Source organism: Methylobacterium sp. Gmos1 (assembly GCF_053764715.1).
In genome coordinates this window covers 34327-58499 of the sequence record NZ_JBSNCC010000027.1, presented here as the reverse complement: position 1 = coordinate 58499, position 24173 = coordinate 34327, and the positions used below count along the sequence as shown (strand labels likewise).

The following is a 24173-nucleotide window of genomic DNA, read 5'->3' as shown; positions in this document are numbered from 1 at the left end:
CGCTCAGTTCCCCTCGAAGACCGGCTTCGTCTTCCCCGCGAACGCCTCGAAGGCCCGGCGGAAATCCTGGGTCTTCATGCAGAGCGCCTGGGCCACCGCCTCGGCGTCGATGGCGGCATCCACCCCCATCGCCCATTCCATGTGCAGCATCCGCTTGGTCAGGCCGTTGGCGTAGGCCGGGCCCTGGACCAGGGCGCGGGCGGTCTCGCCGGCCGCAGCCAGCGCCTCGCCCGCCGGCACCAGGCGGTTGAAGAAGCCCCAGCGCTCGCCCTCCTCGGCGCTCATGAAGCGGCCGGTATACAGGAGCTCGGACGCCCGGCCCTGGCCGACGATCCGGGGCAGGATCGCGCAGGCCCCCATGTCGCAGCCGGCCAGCCCCACCCGGTTGAACAGGAACGCCACCTTGGCGCCGGCGCCGGCCACCCGCAGGTCGGAGGCCATGGCGATGATCGCGCCGGCGCCTGCGCAGACGCCCTCGACCGCCGCCACGACCGGCTGCGGGCAGGCCCGCATCTCCTTGACGAGGTCGCCGGTCATCGTCGTGAAGGCGTGGAGGTCGGCGGCCCCGAGCGTGGTCAGGGGCTCGATGATCTCGAACACGTCGCCGCCGCTGGAGAAATTGCCGCCGGCCCCCGTGACGACGACGGCCGTCACGCTCTCCTCGAAGCGTAGCGCTCGGAAGGTGTCGCGCAGCTCCGCGTAGCTCTCGAAGGTGAGCGGGTTCTTCTTCTCCGGCCGGTTCAGCGTCACGGTCGCGATGCCGTCCTGAATCGCGAAGCCGAAATGCTGCGGCGCGAATCCGGCGAGCGGAGCCGCGATGGCGTTCTGGCGCCTCATGGTGCCTCCCTGGCGTTTTTGCTTAGGCTTTGCTGGAGTGCCGCCTGGCCGCACCGAGGCCTTGAGGGCGGAGAGCTGGGTCGAGAGCGCCTCCTGCTCGGCGGGGCCGAGGGCGCCGACGAGCTCGGCGATCCAGTCGGCATGCGCCCGGGCCATCTCGGCGAAGACCGCGCGGCCCTGCGGCGTCAGGCGCACCTGCACCGCCCGGCGGTCCGCCTCCGAGACCTGGCGGTCGATCAGTCCTTCCTGCGCCAGCCGCTCGACGAGGCCGGTGACGTTGCCGTTCGACACCATCATCCGGCGCGACAGCTCGCTCAGCATGATGCCGTCCGGCGCGCGCTCGAGCTGCGCCAGCAGGTCGAAGCGCGGCAGCGTGGTGTCGAAGCGGTCGCGCAGGCGGCGACGGATCTCCGCCTCGATGGTGTTGGCGGTGGTGAGCAGACGCAGCCACAGCCGCAATTCGGTGCGGTGGACGGGAATCTCGGCGGCGATCTCGGCAGGAATTTCAGGCTTGGCGTTCACAGCTCGCCTCCCGCCACCGCGACGGCCTGGCCGGTGATCGCGCCCGCCTGTCGGCCTGCGAGCCACGTCACCGCGTCGGCGACCTCCTCGGGGCGGATCAGCCGGCCCATCGGGTTGTGGCGGGTGAACTCGGTCATGAGGTCGTCGCGGGCCCGGCCGGTCTTCGCTTCCAGCCCGTCGATGGCGCTGCCGACGAGGTCGGTGTCGGTGAAGCCGGGGCAGACCGCGTTGATCGTGATGCCGGTCGCGGCCAGTTCCAGCGCCAGCGCCCGGGTGAGCCCGACGACGGCGTGCTTGGCGGCGCAGTAGGCGCTGACGTAGCCGTAGCCCTTGAGGCCGGCAGTGGAGGCGACCGTCACGATCCGGCCGCCACCCGCCGCCTTCATCCCCGGGACGACCGCACGGGTCGCGACGAGCACCGGCTCGACGTTGAGCGCCATCATCCGGCGCAGGGTGTCGACGCCGCTGCGGGCGAGCGGTGCGGTCTCGGCCCCGCCGGCATTGTTGACCAGCACGGCGACTGGGCCGGCCTGCGCGGCGGCCTCCGCGAGGGCGCTCTCCAGGGCCGCCGCGTCGGTGACGTCGGCCGTGACCGCGTAGGCGGCGCCGAGTTCCCGTCGGGCGCGGTCGGCGCTCTCCGGGCTGCGGCCGAGCACGGTCACCCGCTCCCCCGCCGCCACGAACGCCGCCGCGATCGCCCGCCCGATGCCGCGGGTGGCGCCGGTGACCAGGACGTGGCGGGGAGAGAGGGTCGTCATGGATATTTCAACCTTAAAGGATTTGGGCGCGGGTACCCCTCTCCTCCTGGGCGGGGAGAGGGCCGCATCCCCCTTGTCGGGGATGCGGCAAGCGGAGGCGAAGCCGGAGCGAGGGTGAGGGGGTCTCGACGAGTGAGACTCCTCCGGAGACACCCCCTCACCCTCGGCTTCCGCCTCGTTTCGCCCCCGACAAGGGGGGCGAAACCCTCTCCCCGCTTGCGGGGAGAGGAGGAATTCTCACGGCGTGGCCTGTCTCACACCGCCACCCGCAGCGGGCTCACGTTCCCAGCCACCGCGAACCCGGCCTTGCCGGCATAGCCCCCGACGATCGCCTGGCGCTCGGCGTGGCTCAGCACGTCCTCGATCCGCGAGAACCCCGCAGGCGCGCGCTTCTCGACCTCGTCGATCACCCGCTCCGGCCCGCCCTTGCGGTTGAGCATCACGATCTCGGCGGTCTTAGGCCGGCGCTCGGCCTCGTAGGTATGAAGTGCCTGCATCGGGTGCTCGGCGCCCGCCAGGGCGTCGCCCAGCGCCCGCGCGTCGAGGATCGCCTGCGAGGCGCCGTTCGAGCCGACCGGGTACATCGGGTGGGCGGCGTCGCCGAGCAGCGTCACCCGGCCGTGGGTCCAGCCCGGCAGCGGATCGCGGTCGCACATCGGATACTCGAAGATCTGCGGCGTCGCCTCGACGAGGGCCGCGAGATCGAAATCCGGCAGGGCGAAGCGCTTCGCGTAGGGCAGGACCTGCGAGCGGTGGGCGGGGCGCGACCAGCTCTCCTTCGGCGGCGGCGAGAGGGTGCCGTCCGCCATCTTCACGAACACCACCCAGTTCATCAGCTGGCGCCCGCCCTCGGCCTCGGCGATCGGGTAGAGCACGCATTTGGCGCCCATGCCGCCGCCGATCGCCATGGTGCGGCCGTCGCCCCACGGCGCCCACTCGGTGGCGCCGCGCCACATCAGCACCCCGTCCCAGCGCGGCGGGCCCTCGTCGGGGAAGAATTTCCTGCGCACCACCGAGTGGATGCCGTCGCAGGCGATGAGCACGTCGCCCCGGATCGTCCGGCCGGCATCACCCAACCGCGCGTCAGTGAAGTGGGCGGTGACCCCGCCCTCGTCCTGGAGGAAGCCGGCGAGCGACAGGCCGGTCTGCACCGCGTCCGGACCCAGCCGCTCGCGCACCGCGTCGTAGAGGACGGCCTGGAGTCGCCCGCGATGGATCGAGAATTGCGGCACCGGATGGCCGGCGTCGATCCCGCGCGGCTCGCGCCAGACCTCCTGGCCCTGGCGGTTGAAGTAGGCGAGTTCCTTGGTGCGGATCGCCACCCGATCGAGGGTGGGCAGCAGGTCGAGCTCGGCGAGCTCGCGGATCGCGTGCGGCAGGGTGTTGATGCCGACGCCGACCTCGCGCACCTCCGCGGCCTGCTCGACGATCGTGGCGCGGATGCCGCGCCGGTGGAGCATCAGGGCGGTGGCGAGCCCACCGATCCCGGCGCCGACGATGAGGACGCGCATCGTCTCACTCCGCGTCCGGGGGCGGCAGGAAGTCGACCTCGTGCTTGGCCGAGATCGCCACCACGTCGGCGGGGTTGGCCTGCGGCCCGAGATTGTGCAGGGCCCAGAACAGGTCGTAGAGCCGGCGCGCCGGCGAGACCCAGAAGAAGCACTTCACGTCGGCATCCGAGCGGTTGAACAGCCCGTGCGGCTGGCCCCGCGGCAGCCGGATCGTGTCGCCGGGCTCGGCCACGCTCTCCTGCCCGTCGAGCACCGCGGTGAGGCGCCCTTGCAGGATGTACAGGAACTCGTCCTGCGTCGGGTGGATGTGCGGCGGCACGAACGTGCCCGGCGGGAAGGTGGCGTGCCAGGACAGCGAGCTCTCGGTGTGCTGCTTAGGGATGTAGATCTGGCCGAGGATGTTCCAGCGGACGCCCTCGATGCCCTCACCGGCGCGGGTGATGCCTGCGGTCATGGGGGTCATGCGGTCACTCCTTCGCAACAGATGTTTCACACATGAAGGAACCGGTCCTTCACCTCCGGCGCCTCGCGGAGCGCCGCGCTGGTGCCGGTCCAGACCACGCGGCCCTTCTCGATCACCACGTGGCGGTCGGCGAAGCGGGCGAGCGCGTCGACGTTCTTGTCGATCACCAGGATCGCCTCGCCCTCGTCCTTGATCGCCCGCAGGCAGGCCCAGATCTCCTCGCGGATCAGCGGCGCCAGCCCCTCGGTGGCCTCGTCGAGGACGACGAGGCGCGGGTTGGTCATCAGGGCGCGGCCGATCGCCAGCATCTGCTGCTCGCCGCCCGAGAGCTGGTCGCCGCCGTTGCGACGCCGCTCCTTCAGGCGCGGGAACAGGCGGTAGACGGCATCGAGGCTCCACTTGGCGCTCCGCCCGCCGCGATGGGTGGCGACGAGGTTCTCCTCCACTGACAGGGTCGGGAAGACTTGGCGCCCCTCCGGCACCAGGCCGAGGCCGCGTCGCGCGACGAGGTGGGACGGGCGCCCGGCCATGTCCTCGCCGTCGATCAGGATCCGGCCGGCCCGGGGCTTCAGGAGCCCGAAGATCGACTTCACGGTGGTGGTCTTGCCCATGCCGTTGCGGCCGAGCAGGGTCACCACCTCGCCCTTGGCGACGGAGAGATCGATCCCGAACAGGATGCGGGAATCGCCGTAGGCGCTCTCCAGACCCTCGACGGTGAGCATCAGGCCGCCTCCTCCTCGCCGAGATAGGCGGCGCGCACCGCCGGGTCGGAGCGGACGACCGAGGGCTGGCCGCTCGCGATGACGCGACCGTAGACGAGCACGCTCATCCGGTCGGCCAGCGCGAACACCGCGTCCATGTCGTGCTCGATCAGCACGATGGTGTGGGTGGATTTGAGTTCGCGCATCAGCCCGACCAGAATCGCCGATTCCTCCGGGCCGGTGCCGGCCAATGGCTCGTCGAGGAGGAGCAGGCGGGCATTCGTCGCGAGCGCCACCGCCAGTTCGAGCTGGCGCTTCTCGCCGTGCGACAGGCTGCCGGCCCGCCGTGCGGCCCGGTCTGCGAGGCCGACGCGGCCGAGCGCAGTCATCGCCTCGGCATTCAGCCGCGTCTCATTCGCGGCGGGGCGAAAGAACCGGAAGCTCGAACCGGAGCGGGCCTGGACCGCGAGCGCCACGTTCTCCAGCACCGAGAACCCGTCGAGGATCGAGGTGATCTGGAACGAGCGGGCGAGGCCCCGGCGCACTCGCGCCATCATCGGAAGCGCGGTCACGTCCTCGCCGGCGAGATGCACGCTGCCGGAATCGCTGGCTAAGCTGCCGGAGAGCTGATGGATCAGCGTGGTCTTGCCGGCGCCGTTCGGCCCGATGATGGCGTGCAACTCGCCCGCCGCCACGTCGAGGCTGACGTCGTCCGTCACCTTCAGGGCGCCGTAGGATTTCCGAAGATTCCGGACGGAGAGGAGCGGGGTCACGCGCGCCTCCCGATCTTCGCTGCGAGCCCGGCGAGGCCGCCGCGGGAGAGGAGCACGACGGCCACCAGCATCACACCGAGGCCGAGGCGCCAGTGGTCGGAGTAATGCGCCAGCACCTCCTCCAGCGCGATCAGCGCCGCGGCGCCGACGACCGGCCCGACGAGCGTGCCCATGCCGCCGAGCACCACCATGACGATCAGCTCGCCCGATCGCTGCCAGCTCATGTAGGCCGGCGAGACGAACTCGGCCTGGTTGGCCAGCAGCACCCCGGCGAGGCCCGCGACGGCCCCGGCGATGACGTAGGCGGTGAGCTGGTAGGGCAGGGGCGAGAAGCCGATCGCCTGCATCCGCACGGCGTTGTCGCGGCTGCCGCGCAAGGTCCGGCCGAAGCGCGAGACGACGACGCGGCGCAGAACCAGCAGCGCGACCGCCAGCACCGCGAGCACCAGGTAGAACAACGCCGGGTCGCCCGCGATCAGCCGCATCCCGAACAGGGTCGAGCGACCCGACAGCGGCAGGCCGTCGTCGCCGCCATAGGCTGCGAGCGAGACCATGAAGAAATAAGCCATCTGCCCGAAGGCCAGCGTGATCATGATGAAGTAGACGCCGCGGGTGCGTAAGCTGATCGCCCCGGTGACGAGGGCGAAGAGCGCGCAGGTCACGGCCGCCACCGGCGCCTGGATCGCAAGGTCGCGGATGCCGTGGGCGTCGAGGATGCCGACCGCGTAGGCCCCGAGGCCGATGAAGGCGGCGTGGCCGAACGACACCATCGCGCCGTAGCCGAGCACGAGGTCGAGGGAGAGGGCGGCGAGCCCGAAGATCATCATCCGGGTCGCGGTGACGACCAGGAACGGCAGGCCGGCGGCTTCCGCCGCGATTGGCAGGGCGGCGAGCGCCGCGAGCACCAGGCCGGTGAGCGCCGTGCCGGGAAGGGCGGCGCGGCGCCGGGGCGGCTCAGCGGTCACGCGGGCGACGAGGGCGGTCATCGCGACCCCCGCGCCGGGAACAGGCCGGAGGGCCGGAAGAACAGGATCGCCGCCATCAGGATGTAGATCAGCATCGGGGCGAGCGTCCGCCCGGTCTGCGAGGCGGAGGACGCATCCATCACGCTGCGCAGCAGGATCGGCCCGAAGCTGCGACCCAACTGGTCGGCGAGGCCGACGAGGAGGCCGGCGACGAAGGCGCCCCGCACCGAGCCGACGCCGCCGATGACGATGACGACGAAGGTCAGGATCAAGACCGAATCGCCCATGCCGGGGTCGACCGACAGGATCGGCGCCACCATCGCGCCGGCAAATCCCGCCAGCATCGCGCCGAGCCCGAACACCACCAGGAACAGCCGGCGGATGTCGACGCCGAGCGCCGCCACCATCGGCCCGTTGCTGGCTCCGGCGCGCAGCCGCATGCCGAGCCGGGTGTGGTTGACGAGGAGGTGGAGGCTTAAGCCCGTCGCGAGGCCGGCGGCGATGATCGCGACCCGGTAGAGCGGGTAGTGCAGGGTGCCGACGAGCTGGATCGAGCCCGACAGGGCGTCCGGCACCGGCACGCTCATCGGGGCGGCGCCCCAGACGATGCGCACGCCCTCGTTGAGGATCAGGATCAGCCCGAAGGTGGCGAGCACCTGGTCGAGGTGATCGCGCCCGTAGAGGTGGCGCACCACCAACACTTCGAGGGCGAGCCCGAAGGCGAGGGTCGCCGGCAGCGCTAGCAGCAGGCCGAGGCCGAAGCTGCCGGTGACGGCGGTGAGCGTCGCCGCGAGATAGGCGCCGATCATGTAGAGCGCGCCGTGGGCGAGGTTGATGAGATCCATCACCCCGAAGATTAAGGTCAGCCCCGCCGCCACCAGGAACAGCAGGATGCCGAGTTGGACGCCGTTCAGCGCCTGGATCAGGAACAGGTTGAGCATCGGCCCGGCATCCTCTGCCCTTTGATCATTTCATCTTGCACTCGGCCGCGTAGTTGTCCTGATAGTTCGAAAAGATTTTTTCCGCGATCTGGGTCTCGTACTTGCCGTCCGGGCGCTTGGCGGCCTTGACGAGGTAGAAATCCTGGATCGGGTAGTGGTTGTTGCCGATCTTGAAGTTGCCGCGCAGGGACTGGAACTCGGCGGCCTTGAGGCCGGCGCGCAGAGCGTCCTTGTCCTTGAGGTCGCCCTTGGCGCGCTTGATCGCGGCATCGATCATCAGGGCGGCGTCGTAGGCCTGCATGGCGTAGGTGCCCGGCACGCTGCCATACTTCTTCTCGTAGGCCGCCACGAAGGCCTTCGATTGCGGGTTGTCGAGGTCGGGGGCCCAGTTCGCGCCGCCGAAATAGCCGACCGCCGCGTCCTTCTGCGCCGGCAGGGTGCTCTCGTCGACCGTGAAGGCGGAGAGGAACGGGATGCCGCTCAAGCCCGCCTGGCGGTACTGCCGCACCAGGTTGACGCCCATCCCGCCGGGCATGAAGGCGAACACCGCGTCGGGCTGGGCCGCCGAGATCTGGGCGAGTTCCGCCGAGAAGTCGAGCTGGCCAAGGGGGGTGAACATCTCGTTCACCACCTCGCCCTTGTAGGAATGCTTGAAGCCGGCGAGCGAGTCCTTGCCGGCCTGGTAGTTCGGCGCCAGCAGGACGAGGCGCTTGTAGCCCTTGTTCTGGGCGTACTTGCCCAGCACCTCGTGCACCTGGTCGTTCTGGTAGGACGAGACGAACAGGTTCGGGTTGCACTCCGCGCCGGCATAGTTCGAGGTGCCGGCATTGGGCGAGATCAGGAAGGCGCCGCCCTCGGTCACCGGGCGCACCACCGCACGCAGCACGTTGGAGAAGGTCGGCCCGACCACGAAGTCGACCCGGTCGCGCTTGACCAGTTCCCGTGCCTTGTTGGTGGCCACATCCGGCTTCAGCTCGTCGTCGACCGTCACCACCTCGGTCTCCAGGCCGCCGAGCTTCTTAGCCAGCGTGTCGAGGGCGAGCAGGAACCCGTCGCGGCCCTGCTCGCCCAGCACCGCCGACGGCCCGGACAGCGTGAACATCAGCCCGACCCGGACCTTCTCGGGCGCTTGCGCGGCCGCGGGGCCGGCCAGCAGCGTGGCGCCCATCAGCGCGGTCGCGAGGCAGCTGGCGGCGTTCCGGATCGGCGTCATCCCGTGTGTCCCTTCGTCTGTCGAGAGCATCGACGGCACTTGTCCGGCGTGATGCGGCCGAAGTCGAGTCGGCGCGTGAGGCGGAAGCAGCGCTCTTTCGTCGGATCCCGGCCCCGTCCCGCGAGGAATACTTTACGCATGAAATATCGTCTGGCAACCGCGTCCGGCGACTTTTTCGCCCTGCCATATTGGTGTGCAGTGCAGCGAGCAGAATGCTGAAAAACAAGCCGTTTTAATCGCTGCGGCGCGGCATTCGCGGGATCGATCCGGATCGGAGACTGCGCCGCTGCCAAGCCGTCGCGCGAACGACCCGGCGCCCTCTTGCGCCGGAATATTTCAAGGTTAGAGTTTCTCGGCCGGCGAGCCCGCCGCCACGATGAGGAGCCTCCCATGCGCGTCACGGTGATCGGCGGCGGACCCGGCGGGCTCTACTGCGCGCTCCTGACGAAGAAGCGCCGGCCCGGCTGGCGGGTCGAGGTCTACGAGCAGAACCGGGCCGACGACACGTTCGGCTTCGGCGTGGTGTTCTCCGACGAGACCCTGCACGAGTTCCTGTCGCGCGATCCGCGCTCGTTCTCCCGCATCCGCGACGCGTTCTCGTACTGGGACGACGTGGCGATCCACAAGGACGGGACGGTCATGCGCTGCGGCGGCAACGGCTTTGCCGGGGTGAGCCGGATGCGCCTGCTCCAGATCCTGCAGGAGCGCTGCCGCGAGGAGGGCGTGGAGCTGCATTTCGGCGAGAGCATCCCGCCCGACCGGCTCAAGGACCGCTTCCCGGATTCCGACGTCATCGTCGCCTGCGACGGCATCAACTCGCGCATCCGCGATCACTTCCGCGAGGCGTTCCGGCCGGAGGTCGAGATCAAGTCCAACCGCTTCTGCTGGATGGGCTCGACTCGGCCGATGGACGAGTTCAACTACTTCTTCCGCGAGACGCCGCACGGCATCGTCTGCGCCCACACCTACCAGTACGAGCCCGGCCGCTCGACCTGGGTATTCGAGATGGACGAGGCCTGCTGGCAGGGCCACGGCTTCACCGAGACCGACGAGGAGGGCTCGCGCCGGATCCTCGAACACATGTACGCCGAGGAATTGCAGGGCCACGGCCTGCTCCTCAACCGCTCGACCTGGCGCCGCTTCCCGCGGATCTTCTGCCACACCTGGTCGCACGACAACATCGTGCTGCTGGGCGACGCCAAGGCCTCGGCGCATTTCTCGATCGGCTCGGGCACCAAGCTCGCGATGGAATGCGCCATCGCGCTCTCCGACGCGCTGGTGGACAACGCCGAGGAGGACGTGCAGGCGGCGTTCTCAGCCTATGACCGGGCGCGGCGCACACCTTGCCAGGTTATCCAGCACAATGCCGACGTGTCGCTCGCCTGGTTCGAGCACATGAACCGCTCCTGGGACATGGACCCCGAGCAGTTCTCGATGGTGGTGATGTGCCGGGCGAAGTCCGTCACCTACGACAACCTGGTCGTGCGCGATCCCGATTACGTCCGGGCGGTCGACGACGCGTTCTATGCCCGCCTCCACGCCGAGACCGGCGAGGATTACCGGACGAGCCGTCCGACGCCGATGTTCACGGGTCTTGCTTTACGCGAGATGCGGATCCCGAACCGGGTCGCGATGGCGCCGATGGCGCAGTACTCGGCCGACGCGGGCGGCAACCTCACCGACTGGCACTTCGTGCACTACACCTCGCACGCGCTCGGCGGCCCCGGCCTGCTCTTCACCGAGATGACCTGTCCCTCGGCCGACGCCCGCATCACCCCCGGCTGCCCGGGCCTGTGGACCGACGCGCACGAGGCGCAATGGGCCCGCATCGTCGATTTCGTCCACGCCCATACCGACACGAAGGTCGTGATGCAGCTCGGCCACGCCGGCCGCAAAGGGTCGACGCAGGTCGGCTGGGAGCGGATGGACCGTCCGTTGCCCGAGGGCAACTGGCCGATCGTCTCGGCCTCCCCCATCCCCTACCTCGACGGGGTGAGCCAGGTGCCGGAAGCCCTCGACCGGGCCGGGATGGACCGAGTGCGCGACGACTTCGTGCGGGCGACCGGGCGGGCGGCGCGGGCGGGCTTCGACATGCTGGAGCTGCACTGCGCCCACGGCTACCTGATGGCCTCGTTCCTCTCGCCGCTCACCAACACCCGCACCGACGCCTATGGCGGCTCGATCGAGAACCGCCTGCGCTTCCCCCTCGAGGTCTTCTGCGCCATGCGCGCCGCCTGGCCGGCGGAGCGCCCGATGTCGGTGCGCATCTCCGCCACCGACTGGGCGGAGGGCGGCATGACAGAGGCCGACACGGTCGCGGTGGCGCAAGTCCTGCACGAGGCGGGATGCGACCTCGTCGACGTCTCGGCCGGCCAGACCGTGGCCGACCAGCGCCCGGTCTACGGCCGGATGTTCCAGGTCCAGTTCGCCGACGCGATCCGCAACCGCGCCCGCAACCATGCCCCGATGGCGGTGATGGCAGTGGGCGCGATCACGGAGGCCGGACAGGTGAACACCATCCTGCACACCCGCCGGGCCGACATCGTGGCGCTCGGCCGCCCGCACCTGTGGAACCCGAACTTCTGCCGCCAGGCCGCCGCCTGGTACGACGCCCGCAACCAGTCCTGGCCGAAGCCCTACCGGCCGGGGCGCGACCAGGCCCATCGCGAGCTGCCGAAGGCGCGCGAACAGGAGATCGCGTTGCGGCGCAAGGCCCGGCCGCGGCCGCACCAGGCCGGGCCGGCGGCCGCGGAGTGAGTCGGCGGAGCAGGGCCGCTCAAGTGCCGGGCATGGGCTGCCCAGTTCATTAGCCGGGGTGCTGTTTCTCGCGGTGATCTGGCGCTTCGCGCGCCAATGACTCTTTTCTTAAGTAATGACTAACTAAGCGACTTCTATGTATGGTCACGCCTCGATTCCCGAGGCGTGACCATCGGATACCGGGCAGTCGCGGGATGAAGTTGTCGATCAAGCACGTCCTGATCGGGACGACCATGACGTTGATGCTGTTCAGCGTGGCGCAGGGTGGCAACGGTATCCTGCGGCTCATGACGCTACGGGACGACGTGGTCGACGTGGCCCGGATCCGGATCCCGGCCTCGAACCTGATCAACCAGATCTACGCCGAGACTCAGACTTACCGGATCCGCCTCTACCGCTTCGTCGTCACCTCGACCGACGACGCCGCCTACGATCGCAACGAGCAGGCCCTGACCGACAGCCGCAAGGCGCTGATCGACCTCCAGGCCAAGTACGAGCCGCTGATCTCCGGGCCGGAGGAACGGGCGACGTTCGGGCGCTTCGTCGCCCGGTGGAGCGACTACCTCGAGGGCCAGAAGATGGTGACCGGCGCGATGGCGGCGGGCGACCAGGCCACGGCGCTCGCGACGCTGACCGGCGCCCAGATGGCCGGCATCAACGCCGAGGCGACCGACGCCCTGAAGGCGATCGTGACGATGAATGCCGGCGCCGCCCTGGCGAGCGCCGAGCAGAGCAGCGCCAGCGCCGACCGCGGCATCCTGATCGCCGGCCTCATGACGGCGCTCGCCTTCGCGGCGGCGATCGGCGCGGTGGTGTTCAGCCTCCTCGGCATCGCCCGCCCGATCGCCCGCATGACCGCCGCGATGGGCCGGCTGGCCGCCGGCGACGTCGCCGTGCCGATCCCCGGCGCGGCCCGGCGCGACGAGATCGGCGCGATGGCGGCGGCCGTGCAGGTGTTCAAGGACGGGCTGATCCGCGCCCGCGCCCTGGAGGAGGAGACGGTGCTCGCCCGCGCCTCCGCCGAGGAGCAGCGCCGGGCCGGCATGCGCCAGATGGCCGACGCCTTCGAGCGGGCGGTCGGCGGCATCGTCGGCCAGGTCTCGGCCTCGGCGACCGAGCTCCAGGCCACCGCCCAGACGATGACTGCGACCGCGACCCAGACCGCGGCGCAGTCGACCGCCGTCGCGGCGGCCGCGGAGGAGGCCGCCTCCAACGTCGGCACCGTGGCGGCGGCGGCCGAGGAACTCGGCGCCTCGGTGCAGGAGATCGGCCGCCAGGTCGACGGCTCGGCCCGCCTCGCCCAGGCCGCAGTGGCGGAGGCCGGGCAGACCGCGCATCAGGTTCGCGCGCTGACCGAGGCGACCGCCCGGATCGGCGACGTCGTCGGGCTGATCTCGTCGATCGCCGCCCAGACTAACCTCTTGGCGCTGAACGCCACGATCGAGGCGGCGCGTGCGGGGGCGGCCGGCCGCGGCTTTGCGGTGGTGGCGGCGGAAGTGAAGGAACTCGCCGGCCAGACGGCACGAGCGACGGAGGAGATCACGAGCCAGATCGCGGCGATCCAGGCCTCGACGGGTCAGGCGGCGGGAGCGATCGGCCAGATCACGGCGCGGATCGAGGAGATCTCGGGCGTGGCGACCTCGATCGCCGCGGCCGTCGAGGAGCAGGGGGCGGCGACGCAGGAGATCGTGCGCAACGTGTCCCAGGCGGCGGCGGGCACCGGCGAGGTGACGGGCAACATCGCGGGCGTGGCGGGCGCGGCGGAGGAGACGGGGGCCGCGGCGAGCCAGGTGCTGGCCTCGGCCACCGAGCTGTCGCGCCAATCCGAGCATCTCTCGGTCGAGGTGGCGCGCTTCCTCGATACGGTGCGGGCGGCGTGAGGGCCGTTCGATCGGTATCTCTCGGGGCCGTCCCGGGGCTCGCCTGAGAGGCGGGGGCCCGGGACGGCTCGGAGGGTTGTGAAGTCGAGGCGGCCAACCCGAACACCGCTTCGAGTCGCACCGTACCGAAAAACTCCTACCGCGACCTCGGCCCGCCCAGGCCGAAATCCGGATCGGTGAACCGGTAGGAGATCTGCGCGAAGGCGCCGTACCGCTCGCTGGCGAACTTCGCCGGCTCGGCCAGGGTGGGAAACCGCGTCGTGCCGTCCTGCCGGTCGACCGTCATGCGCCAGGCGCGGGCGCCGATGCCGAGGCTGATCGTCGGGGTGAGGTCGTAGGCGATCACGCCCTGCAGGAAGTACCCGCTCCCGCTGCCGCGCTCGGCGAGCGGGTTGATGTCCGGGCGCAGCCAGTGCCGGTCGTAGCCGTCGAGGCCGACCACCGGGAGGTAGGCGCCCTCGACGGACAGGGTGAACCGGTCGTAGCGGGCCTCGCCGGCCAGGCCGACGCGCAGCGCGTTCCAATGGTTGTCCTGGGTCAGCACCGAGACGCCGTTGGGCACGCCGCGGGCGCCGATCGCCGGATTGCCGGCGAGCTGCACCAGCCCGACGGCGTTGGCGCGCTCGACCGTCGACTGGTAGCCGAGGAAGGTACCGAGCCGGTAGATGTCGTTGCGCCAGAAGCTGTAGCCGGCATCGATCGCCGAGAGGGCGACGTCGCCGTCGCGGATCGTCGAGCGCGTGTTCGAGTAGACGTTGCCGGGGATGCCGGGCGGGAAATCCTCGTCGTTGAGCCGGCCGCCGGAAGCGACGAAGCCTGAGCCGAGGAAGCCTTTGACGAACAGCCCGGTCGGGGCGTGGTCGAGGCGGGCGAAGGTCTCGCCGGAATGGGCGTCGAAGTCGCGGTAGGTCAGGCGCGAGATCATCGTCTCGTCGGCCGGCCGGTAGAACGACTTGCCGAACCGGCCCGCGCTATAGACGTAGCGGGTGCCGATCTCGAAGCCCCAGACCTGCGCCACCGGCGCCACGTAGGGCACCGGGTCGATCAGCGCCCTGGCGACGTCGACGACCGGGCCGATGACCGGCAGGCCGTCGTCGAAGCGGTAGTTGAGGCCGACCCGGCCGAGGACACCGCTCGTCTCGGCGCGGGTGCCGGCAGCCACGTTCGGCCGGAAGCCGCTCGCGTCCCCGGCGAGCACGGTCCGGGCGCCGAGATCGTAGTACAGCGCCTCGCCCTTGACCGAGAGGTGCGGGCTGATCGCGTATTCGACGCCGGCGCCGGCGACCCGGCCGGTGCGCAGCGCGCCCTTGCGGCCATCGAAATCCGGCCGGTTGACGCGCTGGCCGAGGAGCCCGGCATCCGCCGTGGTGGTCGTGTCGATCCGCACGCCGCCGAAGGCGACGCCGCCGGTGCCGTAGACGAAGACGCGGTCGACGGCGTAGCCGATTTTGGCCCGGGCGGTGCCGAGCCAATCCAGGCGCTGGCCGGCATGGTAGACGCCGCCGGGGTAGATCGTGCCGGGCTGGCCGCCTTGCGCGAACGCCCCCGTCTCGAGGCCGTAGGAGCGGATCGGCGTGAACTGGTAATCGGCCGCCGCGCCGACGACGAGGTCGGGCCCCGGCGCGAGCTGGTAGGTGTAGCCGATCTCGGTCCCGGCGACGAAGTCCTCGGCCCGCGGCGAGAACGCCGACCGCACCGGGCAGCGCAGGCCGTCGCCGAGGCCGTCGGCTCCGATGCAGGCGGGACGCGTCCGGTCGTCGATCCGGCCATAGCCGGCGAAGAGGCCGCTATAGAGGCCGGTCCAGGTGAAGAGGGGCAGGACCGCGACGGGCGGGGCGGCACGGGGCGGCAGATCGGCCGCGAGGGCGTCGGCCGCGAAGGCGGCGAGGGGAATCAGGGTGAGCAGGACGCGCATCGCGGGCTCGGCAGGATCGGTTCGGTGCCGCCTGTATGCGCGCGTGCTCCGGTGGCGCCTGTCGCACGCGCGCCACCGTCCCCGCTCTCCTGACGCAGGGCGAGGTGGAAATCAGGGTCTCTTGGGAAAAGACATGCACGACTATGGGTTTGTCGGACGTTTCACGAATTGGCGATTAGCGGCGTCAAGACCGGATGATCCTCGAAATTTTATTCTCCTGCATTGCCGGATACGAAACAGCAATATGTCCGGTGCAGGTCCAGCAACTTGCGCCACGATTGTCCGGTCGCATCATCGGTCAGGTGGCAGACCGACACCTCTCCAAGTCATCCCGGTGCTCGCCGCAGGCGAGCCTCGGAAATGCGAGGTTCGGCGGGTCGCAGGCACGCGGCGCATCGCCATGGTCACGGAAACCATGGGCGTGCGCGGCACCGCCGGAGGCGTGAACCGCTTCGATCTGAAATCCGCAGGGGAGGGGAGTGGTGGGCGCACTAGGGCTCGAACCTAGGACCCGCTGATTAAGAGTCAGCTGCTCTACCAACTGAGCTATGCGCCCGTCACCCGCGAGGGCGAGAGGGGAACGGCCACCAACCGTTCCTATGGTGCCGGTTATCCTGAGGATATCCGGGTCAAGTCACCGCGAGAGCAACTTGGGTTTTGGTGGGCGCACTAGGGCTCGAACCTAGGACCCGCTGATTAAGAGTCAGCTGCTCTACCAACTGAGCTATGCGCCCGCGCTCACAAGAGCGCCACCGGGGAAGCCACCAAACCGCCCCGGCGGTGAGGGTCGTTTAATGGGCCGGCGGGGGGCTGTCCAGTCCCGATCCCGCCGGAGCCGCGATTTTTTGCCGGCTGGCTCCCTACTCGGCGGCGGCGTGCTGGGCGTGCAGGCGGCTGGCGCCGGCCATCAGCTTGTTCAGCGCCGCGAGGTAGGCCTTGGCCGAGGCGACCAGGGTATCCGGGTCGGCGCCGCGGGCGGTGACGATGCGGTCGTCCTGGCGCAGGCGCACCGAAACCTCGGCCTGGGCATCGCTGCCGCCGGTCACCGCGTGGACGTCGTAGAGCTCGAGGGACGCCTCGTGCGGCACCAGGGCCTGGATGGCGTTGAACACCGCGTCGACCGGGCCGTTGCCGTCGACCTCCTCGGTGACGACGCGATCCTCGATGGCGAGCTTCATCGTGGCGCGCTGCGGGCCGCGGGTGCCGGCGACCACCGTGAGCGAGACCAGCCGGATGCGGTTTTGCGCGGTGGCGAGGTTCTCGTCGACCAGCGCCTCGATGTCCTCGTCGTAGACGTTCTTCTTGCGGTCGGCCAGCGCCTTGAACCGCTCGAACGCGTCCTGGAACTGGTTGTCGGACAGCCGGTAGCCCATGTCGTCGAGCTTCGAGCGGAAGGCGGCCCGGCCCGAATGCTTGCCCATCACCAGCGAGGTCTTGTGCACGCCGACCGATTCCGGCGTCATGATCTCGTAGGTGGTCTGGTTCTTCAGCATCCCGTCCTGGTGGATGCCGCTCTCGTGGGCGAACGCGTTCCGGCCGACGATCGCCTTGTTGTACTGCACCGGGAAGTGGGTGGCGCCGGCGACCAGCTTCGAGGCGCGGACCAGCTGGGTGGTGTCGATGCCGGTCTCGTAGGGCAGCACGTCGCCGCGGGTCTTGATCGCCATCACGATCTCCTCCAGCGCCGCGTTGCCGGCCCGCTCGCCGATGCCGTTGATGGTGCACTCGATCTGGCGCGCGCCGCCCTCGATGCCGGCGAGGGAATTGGCCACCGCCAGCCCCAGGTCGTTGTGGCAATGGACCGAGAACACCGCCTTGTCGGAGTTCGGCACCCGCTCGCGCACGGACCGGAACATCGCCCGGTACTCCTCGGGCGTGGCGTAGCCGACCGTGTCGGGCAGGTTGATGGTGGTGGCGCCGGCCCGGATCGCCGCCTCGACGGTGCGGCACAGGTAGTCGATCGGCGTGCGGGTCGCGTCCATCGCCGACCACTCGACGTCCTCGACGAGGTCGCGGGCCTGGGCGACGGTCTTCAGGACGATCTCCAGCACCTCGTCCTCGGTCTTGCGCATCTGGTGGGCCAGATGGATCGGCGAGGTCGACACGAAGGTGTGGATCCGCCCGCGACGGGCAAAGCGCACCGCCTCGCCGGCTCGCGCGATGTCGGCGGGAATCGCGCGGGCCAGGCCCGCGATCACCGCCGACTTCGACCGGCGCGCGATCTCCGCCACCGCCTCGAAGTCGCCGTTGGAGGCGATCGGGAAGCCGGCCTCGATGATGTCGACGCCCATCGCGTCGAGCATCTCGGCCACCGCCAGCTTCTCCTCCAGCGTCATCGTGGCGCCGGGGCACTGCTCGCCGTCGCGCAGGGTGGTGTCGAAGATCAGCACGCGCTCGGCCGGGGAGGGGGTGCGGGCGGTCTGGTCGGTCATGGTCGCAAATCCTGGTTCGCCCGGGATCAGGGGTCGCGCGGGCGCGGCGTCGGAAGAAAGGTGTCTCGGTCCCAAAAGCTCCCCCAAGGGCCCAGGCGCATGCCCGGACGGCCCCTAGGGGCTGATAAGGAGGAGAAGGTCGCCGAGGAGGAGCGCGCGCGACCGCGCCGCCGGAAGGGCGGTCGTCGGAAGCGTCAGCGGGGAGCCGGCATGAGCCACGGCTCGCGTCTCCTGAAGGGTGATGAACCCGATGCGAGGGCCGCCTGTGTAACGATCCGCGCGCACGATGACAAGCCGCCGCAGACGCGGGCTCGCCCGGTGATTGACCGACCCGCCGGTGCTTGCCACAAGCTTGGCCGAATGTGCTCACGTCAGGATGGAGCTGACCCCGTGTCGTATCGCAAGCCCGGGCTCGCCCTCGCGGCCGTCCTCGCCCTCGCAGCCTGCCAGTCGAAACCGGCCGTCCCGCCGCCGGCCGCGCTCGGGCCCGTCGCGGCGCTGCCCGCCGGCGCGCTGCCCGCCGGCACCGGCTGCGGCCCGGCCATCGCCCGCACCCAGGCCGTCGTCGAGAGCGACGTCGCCACCGGCAACCTCAACGCCCCCGTCGGCCAGCGCTTCTCGGCCGATCTCGCCAAGGCGTCGAGCGCCTGCGCCGCCGGCCGCGACGGCGAGGCCCTGCACCTGCTGGTGGCGGCCAAGGCCCGCTACGGCTACCCGTAGCCCTCAGGCGAGCGTCCCGCGCGACGCCTGCGCGAGGTCGGCGACCAGGTCGTCGGCCTCTTCCAGCCCGGCATTGAAGCGGAACATCGCGCCCTTCGGCAGGCTCTCGGGCGGACGCCGCGGATGGACCGGCAGCACCAGCGAGACGTGGCCGCCCCAGCTCTCGGCGACGCGAAACAGCAATAGCGCGTCGACGAAGGCGTGGACGCGCCCGGCCGGAATCCCCTCGTCGAACGCGACCGTGAACAGGCTGTTGCCGGCGCCGAAATACTCCCGGAAGCGCGCGTGGTAGGGGCTGCCCTCGCGGGTCGGGCTCACGATCCCGGCGGTGAAGGGTTGCCCCTCGAACCAGGCCATCAGCGCCGCGGCGGTGGCCGCGTGCCGCTCCAGGCGGCTTGCCGCGTCGTCGACCCGGTGGAACAGGCGGGTGCAGGTCTGGGGCGCGACCGCGCCGTGGCCGCTGATCCGCAACTGCCGGCGCAGGCGGGACAGGTCGGTCTCGTCGCGCGCCACCACGATGCCGCTCGGCGTGTCGCCGTAGCCGCCCTCGTACTTCGTCGTCGCCTGGATCGCGAGGTCGATGCCGTGGTCGAGCGGCCGGAAGCGCACGTGGCTTCCCCAGGTGTTGTCCATCACGGTGCGGATGCCGGCCTGCCGCGCCCGCTCCACGATGCCGGCGATGTCCGGGATCTCGAACGTGCCGCTCGCCGGCGCCTCGAGGTAGACCATCGTGTCGGCGGGGGCGAAACGCCGTCCGGCTTGCGCGATGAGGGCCCCGACCTCCTCCCCCGAGGCCCCGGCCGGATAGGTGAAGAGCGTGGCCCGGCCGGTCTCGGACAAGTAGCGCCAGGCCGGGAAGTACAGGGCGTCCGGGATCAGCACCGCCTTCGGGGCGAAGGCGTCGAGCGTGATCGCGATCGCCGCGAGGCCCGACGCGCAGACGATCGCGCCGGTGCCGCCGTGCAGCCGCGCGAACTTGGCGCAGACCGCCTCGGCCTCCGGCGACAGGACGACGCCGTACTCGGCGCCGCCGTAGGGCGCGCGGCCGGCCGCGTCGGCCGCCTCGTAATCGCCGAGGCTGTCGAAGCCGACGCTGCTCTGGCCGAGCGAGCCGAGATCGGAGAAGGCCCGGGCATGCCCGAGGCCGCGGGGGTTGAGGTGGCCGCGCGAGGCGGCGAGGTCGACGATCGGCGCGTGGATCCGGCGCGTCGCCGGCCGGCACCCGGCGAGGAAGGCCGCGCGCCGCTCGACCTTGGCGTCCGGCGAAGGGGCGGTTGGGGCTGGCGGCACGGGTCGTCTCCTTGGGGCGGGTCACGCCCTATAGGCCGCTCCCGCCCCGCCGGTCATATGATTTCCGAGTGATGGCTTCTGGCGATCCTGCCGGATCGCTTTCGCTAAGCGGAAATCGGCTTGGCTAAGCAGACTTGCGTTGGCAGGCCAACGCAAGTCTGCTTAGGTTCTTGTTTTATCGCATATTTTTGACGCCGAACCGGCAACCACTTCGGCGAAATCTGCTTAGCCCGTGCTCACCCGAGGAGCCCGAGCCGCCGGCCGAGGCGCAAGGTCGCGGTGAGGCCGGCCAGCATCGCGATCCCGAACACCCAGCCCGACAGCGCCCCCGCCATGATGCCGGAGAGCAGCGTGCCGATGCTGCAGCCGAGCCCGGTCATCGACCCCCAGCCGAGCAGGACCCCGCCGGACAGCCCGCGCAGGACGTGGCCGCGGCCCGGCCGCTCGGGCCGGAACTGGCCCGCCGCCAGCGCCGCCGCGAAGGCGGCGACCACGAGCCCGCCGACGAACAGCCCGTTGGGGGTGAGGAGCCCGTCGCGCAAAGCCGTGGCGCAGCCGCGAAAGCCGTCGAGCCCCTCCAGCCGCTCCGGCAGCAGCCCCAGCGCGCTCGCCGCCTGCCGGCTGCGCCCGCCGATCTCCGCCGTCACCCCGAGGGGGCCGAGCCGCAGGTAGGCCAGCGCCCCGATCGCCCCGACCGCGAGACCGCCGAGCCAGGTCGGCCAGCGCGCGACGAACACGGCCGAGACCGCCGCCCGCAGCGGGTCCGGCGCGTAAGCGCGCGGCGGGGCCGGCCGCAGCCGCCGCAGCAGCCACAGGGCCAGGCCCGCCAGGACCGCGAGCCCGGCGACGAGGCTGCCGGCGTAGCCGAGATGGCGCGGCAGCCAGGTCACCGGCGCCTCGGCGATGCCCGCGAGGTAGAGCGGGTTCCAGGTCAGGAAGCCCAGGACGAAGCCGAGGGCGGCGCCGAGAAGCGCGAACGGTGCCGTCGGTGAGCCCTCGCCGAGGCGGTAGAGATGGGCGCTGAGGCACGAGCCCGAGATCGCCATCCCGGCCCCGAAGGCGAGGCCGGCCAACGCCAGGATCGGCCCGACCGGCCCGATATGGGCGCCCGGCGGCAGCCGCGTGCCCGAAGGGTCCGGCAGCCACGCGCCGAACACCACGGCGTAGCCGGCCATGCCGATGGCGAGCGCGGCGAGGATGCCGAGCACCCCGCGCGGATCGCCGCGGTCGAGGAAATCGCGCCAGACGCACAGGAAGCAGAAGCGCGAGCGCTGGAGCACGAAGCCGAACAGCGCCCCGAAGACCAGCGAGAGGGAGAGCCGGGTCCCGCCGGCCTCGCCCGAGAGGTGCCAGGCGCCCGCCGCCAGGAGCGCGGCGAGAGCCAGGGAGAGGCCGGCGCGTAAAGGCGCGCCGGCGGGGGCGGTCGCGGGGACCGCCGCGCTCGCCGTCATTTGCCGCCCCAGACGGTGCCGGCGAGGTTGACCACCGGCACGCCGACGGCGTTGCCGTACTCGGTCCACGAGCCGTCGTAGTTGCGGGCGGGGTAGCCGAGCACCCGGCTCAGCACGAACCAGGAATGGCTCGAGCGCTCGCCGATGCGGCAGGAGGTGATGACCGGCTTCGAGCCGTCGATCCCGGCCTCGGCGTAGAGCTTCTTCAGCTCCTCGACGGATTTGAGGGTGCCGTCGGCATTCACGGCCTTGGCCCAGGGCACGTTGACCGAGCCCGGGATGTGGCCCGCCCGCACGGCCAGTTCCGGCACCCCGGCCGGCGCGATGACCTTGCCGGAGAACTCGTCGGGCGAGCGGATGTCGAGGATCTTCTCGTCCCGCTCCTTGCGCGCCACCGCCAGCACGTCGGTGAAGCGGGCCCTGAGCCCCGTCGAGGCCGGGGTGACGGCGAACGTGGAGGCGGCGACCTCCGGCGTGCGGGTGTCGAGCGGCCGCTTCTCGGCCTCCCACTTCTTGCGCCCGCCATCGAGCAGCTTGACGTTGTCGACGAGGCCGTACTGCGCGAACACCCAGGCGCCCCAGGCGGCGAACCAGTTGTTGTTGTCGCCGTAGAGCACCACCGTGGTGTCGCGGTCGACCCCGAGACGGCGGGCCAAGGCCGCGAACTTTTCCGGCCCGGCGATGTCGCGGCTCACCGTCTCGACGAGGTCGGTGTGCCAGGCGACGTTGTGGGCGCCCGGGATGTGGCCGCGCTCGTAGATTCCGGGGTCGACGCTGACCTCGACGACGCGCAGCTTCGGGGAATCGATGTTCTTCTCCAGCCACTCCGTCGAGACGAGCGGGCTCTTCGCCGCGTCGCGCAGCGGGACCGGCGCGGCATTCGCGCCGGCATTGGCGAGCGCCGGGGCGGCGGGCAGCAGCAGGGCCGCCAGGGCGGCGCCGGCCAGAGCCTGGCGGAGCAGTGTCGTCGTGCGCATGTGGTTCCCCAAAGGTCGTCCGGCCGGGCCGGCCCGCCGTTCCTGATCTCTCCCGAAGCGGCCCTATGCTTGGCGCTTTCGGATGTGCGATGATTTCCAGAGTATTGCCCGAGCGTCAATTAAAGTGGTATTTTTAATTTTCGACCGCCTGGAGAAGTTTCGTGCTCCGGGGCGGCGACATTCGATGAGGATTATTCCGGTCGGCGGCGCGTGGTCCGGGTGGAGGCCCGCCGACGCCGCGGAGCCGGCGGCCATCCCCTTCGCCCGCCAAAGCCCTAGATCGCCCCGACACGCCCGACCGGAGCCTCCGATGCACTCCCCGCCCGATAACCTCGACGCCCACGCGCTGGGCCGCGCCGCCCCGAGCAAGGGCCTCGCCCGCGAGGCCTGCCCCTACGCCGAGGGCACGGAAGCCCGCGAGCGCTGGCTGTCGGGCTTCGACGAGGCCGTGGCGGCAGGGGAGGCGCCGGTGACCGGCGGCCTCAAGCGCGAACCGGGCCGCTGATCTCCGGCATGGACGCGCGCAACCCCGCCCATCCCACCCTCGACCGCAAGGCGGTCGGGGCCGTGGTGCTCGGCAACGCCCTCGAATTCTACGACTTCACCGTCTACGCCTTCTTCGCCAAGGCGATCGGCGAGGCGTTCTTCCCGGCCTCCGACGCCAGCCACAGCCTGCTCGCCTCGCTCGCCCTGTTCGGCGTCGGCTACGTCATGCGGCCGATCGGCGGCGCGCTGATCGGGGCGCTCGCCGACCGGGCCGGGCGCAAGCCCGCGATGCTCGTCACCATCGCGCTCATGGCGATCGGCATGCTGATGCTCGCCGCCTGCCCGGGCTACGCCGAGATCGGCGGATGGGCGCAAGCCATCGTCATCGCCGGCCGGCTGATCCAGGGCCTGGCGCTCGGCGGCGAGGTCGGTCCCTCGACCGCCTACCTGCTGGAGGCCGCGCCGCACAAGCACCGCGGCTTCGTCACCAGCTGGCAGATCGCCAGCCAGGGCTGCGCCGCGCTGTTTGCCGGCCTGCTCGCGACGAGCCTGGCGCTCGCCGTCGGCGATGCCGCGATGGCGCAATGGGGCTGGCGGGTGATGTTCCTGGTCGGCCTCGCGGTGGTGCCGGTCGGCCTCGTCATCCGCAGCCACCTGCCGGAAACGGCGGGCGCCGGAGAGGACCCGGATGCCGCGTCCTCGACCGGGGCGGTGATCGCCCGGCTGCTGCGCGAGCACGGCCGCCTGCTCGGGCTGACCTTCCTGGTCATCGCCGCCTCGACGATCTCGAACGCGGTCGGCACCAACATGCCGGTCTATGCCGGCGCGACGCTCGGCCTCTCCGAGACCGCCGCGACCGCGGTGCCGATCGCGCTCGGCCTCGCCTCGGTGGCCTTTCCGCTGCTCGGCGGGTACCTCGCCGACCGCTACGGCCGGCGCCCGGTGATGATCTGGCCGCGCGCGCTGATCCTGGTGCTCGCGGTGCCGGCCTTCGCCTGGCTCCTGCGGGCGCCCGGCCCGCTCGCCGTCTACGCGGTCACCTTCCTGCTCTCGGCCCTGTCCTCGATCAACGCGGCGGCGATCATCGTCGGCATCCCGGAATCGCTGCCGCGGGCGGTGCGCAGCTCGGGACTTGCCATCGTGTACGCCCTCGCGGTCTCGGTGTTCGGTGGCAGCACCAACTACGTCATCAACTGGCTGATCACCGCGACCGGCGACCGGATGGCGCCGGCCTACTATCTCGCCGCCTTCAGCCTGATCGGCACGGTGGCGGCGTGGTGGCTGCCGGAGACCCGGGGGCGGGACTTGGGGGAGCGGGACTTGGGAGAGCGGGACTTGGGAGAGGAAGAGGGCCGGGCGCAGTCGATGCGTCGAGGGGCTGCTTGACGCACGAGGACGGCACCGAGAGACGATCGTCTCTCCCACCCATGCGTCTCCCCCACCCATGACCTCATCCTGAGGTGACGGAGCGAAGCGGAGGCCTCGAAGGAGGGCTCCAGTTCACTCGCGGACCTCTGGAGGCCTCCTTCGAGGCTCACTTCGTTCGCACCTCAGGATGAGGTGGTGGATGGGACAAGTTCT

Annotated in this window: 19 protein-coding genes, 2 tRNA genes and 1 pseudogene; 5 read left to right on the top strand and 17 right to left on the bottom strand. The window is 70.8% G+C overall.

Features of this window, described 5'->3' with window-relative positions; genetic code table 11:
- Nucleotides 1-3 precede the first annotated feature (3 nt).
- From ACS5PV_RS29775 to ACS5PV_RS29730, 10 genes and pseudogenes are all read right to left on the bottom strand, one after another.
- Complete coding sequence (locus tag ACS5PV_RS29775; protein WP_455398951.1) at nucleotides 4-837, bottom strand: enoyl-CoA hydratase family protein; 834 nt, start codon at nucleotides 835-837, stop codon at nucleotides 4-6.
- Nucleotides 838-1047: 210 nt separating this feature from the next.
- Nucleotides 1048-1359: pseudogene (locus ACS5PV_RS29770) on the bottom strand (MarR family winged helix-turn-helix transcriptional regulator); the annotation flags it as partial.
- Nucleotides 1356-2117, bottom strand: coding sequence for an SDR family NAD(P)-dependent oxidoreductase (locus tag ACS5PV_RS29765; protein ID WP_455398944.1), 762 nt, complete (start codon nucleotides 2115-2117; stop codon nucleotides 1356-1358). The pseudogene ACS5PV_RS29770 and the gene ACS5PV_RS29765, both read right to left, overlap by 4 nt.
- A 254-nt stretch (nucleotides 2118-2371) precedes the next feature.
- Nucleotides 2372-3628 (bottom strand): flavin-dependent oxidoreductase, encoded by a 1257-nt coding sequence (locus tag ACS5PV_RS29760; RefSeq protein WP_455398943.1) that lies wholly within the window; start codon nucleotides 3626-3628, stop codon nucleotides 2372-2374.
- Between the two features lie 4 nt (nucleotides 3629-3632).
- Nucleotides 3633-4091 (bottom strand): cupin domain-containing protein, encoded by a 459-nt coding sequence (locus ACS5PV_RS29755; RefSeq protein WP_455398942.1) that lies wholly within the window; start codon nucleotides 4089-4091, stop codon nucleotides 3633-3635.
- A 26-nt stretch (nucleotides 4092-4117) separates the two neighbouring features.
- On the bottom strand, nucleotides 4118-4813 hold the full coding sequence (locus tag ACS5PV_RS29750) for an ABC transporter ATP-binding protein (RefSeq protein ID WP_455398941.1): 696 nt from the start codon (nucleotides 4811-4813) through the stop codon (nucleotides 4118-4120).
- Entirely contained in the window at nucleotides 4813-5565 is a 753-nt protein-coding gene (locus ACS5PV_RS29745; protein WP_455398940.1) for an ABC transporter ATP-binding protein, read from the bottom strand. Before ACS5PV_RS29745 ends, ACS5PV_RS29750 begins: the two co-directional genes overlap by 1 nt.
- Nucleotides 5562-6551, bottom strand: a complete 990-nt coding sequence (locus ACS5PV_RS29740; protein ID WP_455398939.1) for a branched-chain amino acid ABC transporter permease — start codon at nucleotides 6549-6551, stop codon at nucleotides 5562-5564. The genes ACS5PV_RS29745 and ACS5PV_RS29740 overlap by 4 nt, the downstream gene beginning before the upstream one ends.
- Nucleotides 6548-7471 (bottom strand): branched-chain amino acid ABC transporter permease, encoded by a 924-nt coding sequence (locus ACS5PV_RS29735; RefSeq protein WP_455398938.1) that lies wholly within the window; start codon nucleotides 7469-7471, stop codon nucleotides 6548-6550. The genes ACS5PV_RS29740 and ACS5PV_RS29735 overlap by 4 nt, the downstream gene beginning before the upstream one ends.
- Nucleotides 7472-7496: 25 nt before the next feature.
- Nucleotides 7497-8684 (bottom strand): ABC transporter substrate-binding protein, encoded by a 1188-nt coding sequence (locus ACS5PV_RS29730; protein ID WP_455398937.1) that lies wholly within the window; start codon nucleotides 8682-8684, stop codon nucleotides 7497-7499.
- Between the two features lie 390 nt (nucleotides 8685-9074).
- Here ACS5PV_RS29730 and ACS5PV_RS29725 point away from each other — a divergent pair, with 390 nt between their 5' ends.
- Together ACS5PV_RS29725 and ACS5PV_RS29720 are read left to right on the top strand one after the other, a co-directional pair.
- Nucleotides 9075-11441 carry an oxidoreductase gene (locus tag ACS5PV_RS29725; RefSeq protein WP_455398936.1) on the top strand — a complete coding sequence of 789 codons (2367 nt, stop codon included), beginning with the start codon at nucleotides 9075-9077 and terminating at the stop codon, nucleotides 11439-11441.
- A 194-nt stretch (nucleotides 11442-11635) separates the two neighbouring features.
- Complete coding sequence (locus ACS5PV_RS29720; RefSeq protein ID WP_455398935.1) at nucleotides 11636-13321, top strand: methyl-accepting chemotaxis protein; 1686 nt, start codon at nucleotides 11636-11638, stop codon at nucleotides 13319-13321.
- Nucleotides 13322-13457: 136 nt separating this feature from the next.
- Here ACS5PV_RS29720 and ACS5PV_RS29715 read toward each other — a convergent pair whose 3' ends face one another.
- From ACS5PV_RS29715 to ACS5PV_RS29700, 4 genes are all read right to left on the bottom strand, one after another.
- Nucleotides 13458-15236 carry an omptin family outer membrane protease gene (locus tag ACS5PV_RS29715; RefSeq protein ID WP_455398934.1) on the bottom strand — a complete coding sequence of 593 codons (1779 nt, stop codon included), beginning with the start codon at nucleotides 15234-15236 and terminating at the stop codon, nucleotides 13458-13460.
- Between the two features lie 480 nt (nucleotides 15237-15716).
- Nucleotides 15717-15792, bottom strand: a tRNA-Lys gene (locus ACS5PV_RS29710).
- A gap of 102 nt (nucleotides 15793-15894) precedes the next feature.
- Nucleotides 15895-15970 (bottom strand) — tRNA-Lys (locus ACS5PV_RS29705).
- Nucleotides 15971-16096: 126 nt separating this feature from the next.
- Complete coding sequence (locus ACS5PV_RS29700; protein ID WP_455398933.1) at nucleotides 16097-17668, bottom strand: 2-isopropylmalate synthase; 1572 nt, start codon at nucleotides 17666-17668, stop codon at nucleotides 16097-16099.
- A gap of 390 nt (nucleotides 17669-18058) precedes the next feature.
- On the opposite strand from ACS5PV_RS29700, the gene ACS5PV_RS29695 reads away from it, so the two are divergent.
- Nucleotides 18059-18388: a hypothetical protein gene (locus ACS5PV_RS29695; protein ID WP_455398932.1), complete on the top strand. Its 330-nt coding sequence runs from the start codon at nucleotides 18059-18061 to the stop codon at nucleotides 18386-18388.
- A 3-nt stretch (nucleotides 18389-18391) separates the two neighbouring features.
- Here the strand turns inward: ACS5PV_RS29695 and ACS5PV_RS29690 are convergent, their stop codons facing one another.
- From ACS5PV_RS29690 to ACS5PV_RS29680, 3 genes are all read right to left on the bottom strand, one after another.
- Nucleotides 18392-19678, bottom strand: a complete 1287-nt coding sequence (locus tag ACS5PV_RS29690) for a PLP-dependent transferase (protein ID WP_455398931.1) — start codon at nucleotides 19676-19678, stop codon at nucleotides 18392-18394.
- A 236-nt stretch (nucleotides 19679-19914) separates the two neighbouring features.
- On the bottom strand, nucleotides 19915-21129 hold the full coding sequence (locus tag ACS5PV_RS29685) for a YeeE/YedE family protein (RefSeq protein ID WP_455398930.1): 1215 nt from the start codon (nucleotides 21127-21129) through the stop codon (nucleotides 19915-19917).
- Nucleotides 21126-22106, bottom strand: a complete 981-nt coding sequence (locus ACS5PV_RS29680) for a sulfurtransferase (RefSeq protein WP_455398929.1) — start codon at nucleotides 22104-22106, stop codon at nucleotides 21126-21128. The genes ACS5PV_RS29685 and ACS5PV_RS29680 overlap by 4 nt, the downstream gene beginning before the upstream one ends.
- Before the next feature lie 310 nt (nucleotides 22107-22416).
- On the opposite strand from ACS5PV_RS29680, the gene ACS5PV_RS29675 reads away from it, so the two are divergent.
- Together ACS5PV_RS29675 and ACS5PV_RS29670 are read left to right on the top strand one after the other, a co-directional pair.
- A complete protein-coding gene (locus ACS5PV_RS29675) occupies nucleotides 22417-22611 on the top strand; it encodes an Rmf/CrpP family protein (protein ID WP_455398928.1) in 195 nt (64 codons plus the stop codon).
- A gap of 8 nt (nucleotides 22612-22619) precedes the next feature.
- The gene (locus tag ACS5PV_RS29670; protein ID WP_455398927.1) at nucleotides 22620-23978 is read left to right on the top strand and encodes an MFS transporter; all 1359 of its coding nucleotides are present in this window, start codon (nucleotides 22620-22622) and stop codon (nucleotides 23976-23978) included.
- The last annotated feature ends 195 nt before the right edge of the window (nucleotides 23979-24173 follow it).

Excerpts from the sequence above, each read along its gene's own strand:
- ACS5PV_RS29675 (WP_455398928.1), top strand. The coding sequence starts at position 22,417 with ATGCACTCCCCGCCCGATAACCTCGACGCCCACGCGCTGGGCCGCGCC.
- ACS5PV_RS29735 (WP_455398938.1), bottom strand. The coding sequence starts at position 7,471 with ATGCTCAACCTGTTCCTGATCCAGGCGCTGAACGGCGTCCAACTCGGC.
- ACS5PV_RS29685 (WP_455398930.1), bottom strand. The coding sequence starts at position 21,129 with ATGACGGCGAGCGCGGCGGTCCCCGCGACCGCCCCCGCCGGCGCGCCT.
- ACS5PV_RS29720 (WP_455398935.1), top strand. The coding sequence starts at position 11,636 with ATGAAGTTGTCGATCAAGCACGTCCTGATCGGGACGACCATGACGTTG.
- ACS5PV_RS29715 (WP_455398934.1), bottom strand. The coding sequence starts at position 15,236 with ATGCGCGTCCTGCTCACCCTGATTCCCCTCGCCGCCTTCGCGGCCGAC.
- ACS5PV_RS29765 (WP_455398944.1), bottom strand. The coding sequence starts at position 2,117 with ATGACGACCCTCTCTCCCCGCCACGTCCTGGTCACCGGCGCCACCCGC.
- ACS5PV_RS29730 (WP_455398937.1), bottom strand. The coding sequence starts at position 8,684 with ATGACGCCGATCCGGAACGCCGCCAGCTGCCTCGCGACCGCGCTGATG.
- ACS5PV_RS29725 (WP_455398936.1), top strand. The coding sequence starts at position 9,075 with ATGCGCGTCACGGTGATCGGCGGCGGACCCGGCGGGCTCTACTGCGCG.
- ACS5PV_RS29700 (WP_455398933.1), bottom strand. The coding sequence starts at position 17,668 with ATGACCGACCAGACCGCCCGCACCCCCTCCCCGGCCGAGCGCGTGCTG.
- ACS5PV_RS29760 (WP_455398943.1), bottom strand. The coding sequence starts at position 3,628 with ATGCGCGTCCTCATCGTCGGCGCCGGGATCGGTGGGCTCGCCACCGCC.
- ACS5PV_RS29670 (WP_455398927.1), top strand. The coding sequence starts at position 22,620 with ATGGACGCGCGCAACCCCGCCCATCCCACCCTCGACCGCAAGGCGGTC.
- ACS5PV_RS29680 (WP_455398929.1), bottom strand. The coding sequence starts at position 22,106 with ATGCGCACGACGACACTGCTCCGCCAGGCTCTGGCCGGCGCCGCCCTG.
- ACS5PV_RS29740 (WP_455398939.1), bottom strand. The coding sequence starts at position 6,551 with ATGACCGCCCTCGTCGCCCGCGTGACCGCTGAGCCGCCCCGGCGCCGC.
- ACS5PV_RS29755 (WP_455398942.1), bottom strand. The coding sequence starts at position 4,091 with ATGACCCCCATGACCGCAGGCATCACCCGCGCCGGTGAGGGCATCGAG.
- ACS5PV_RS29750 (WP_455398941.1), bottom strand. The coding sequence starts at position 4,813 with ATGCTCACCGTCGAGGGTCTGGAGAGCGCCTACGGCGATTCCCGCATC.
- ACS5PV_RS29775 (WP_455398951.1), bottom strand. The coding sequence starts at position 837 with ATGAGGCGCCAGAACGCCATCGCGGCTCCGCTCGCCGGATTCGCGCCG.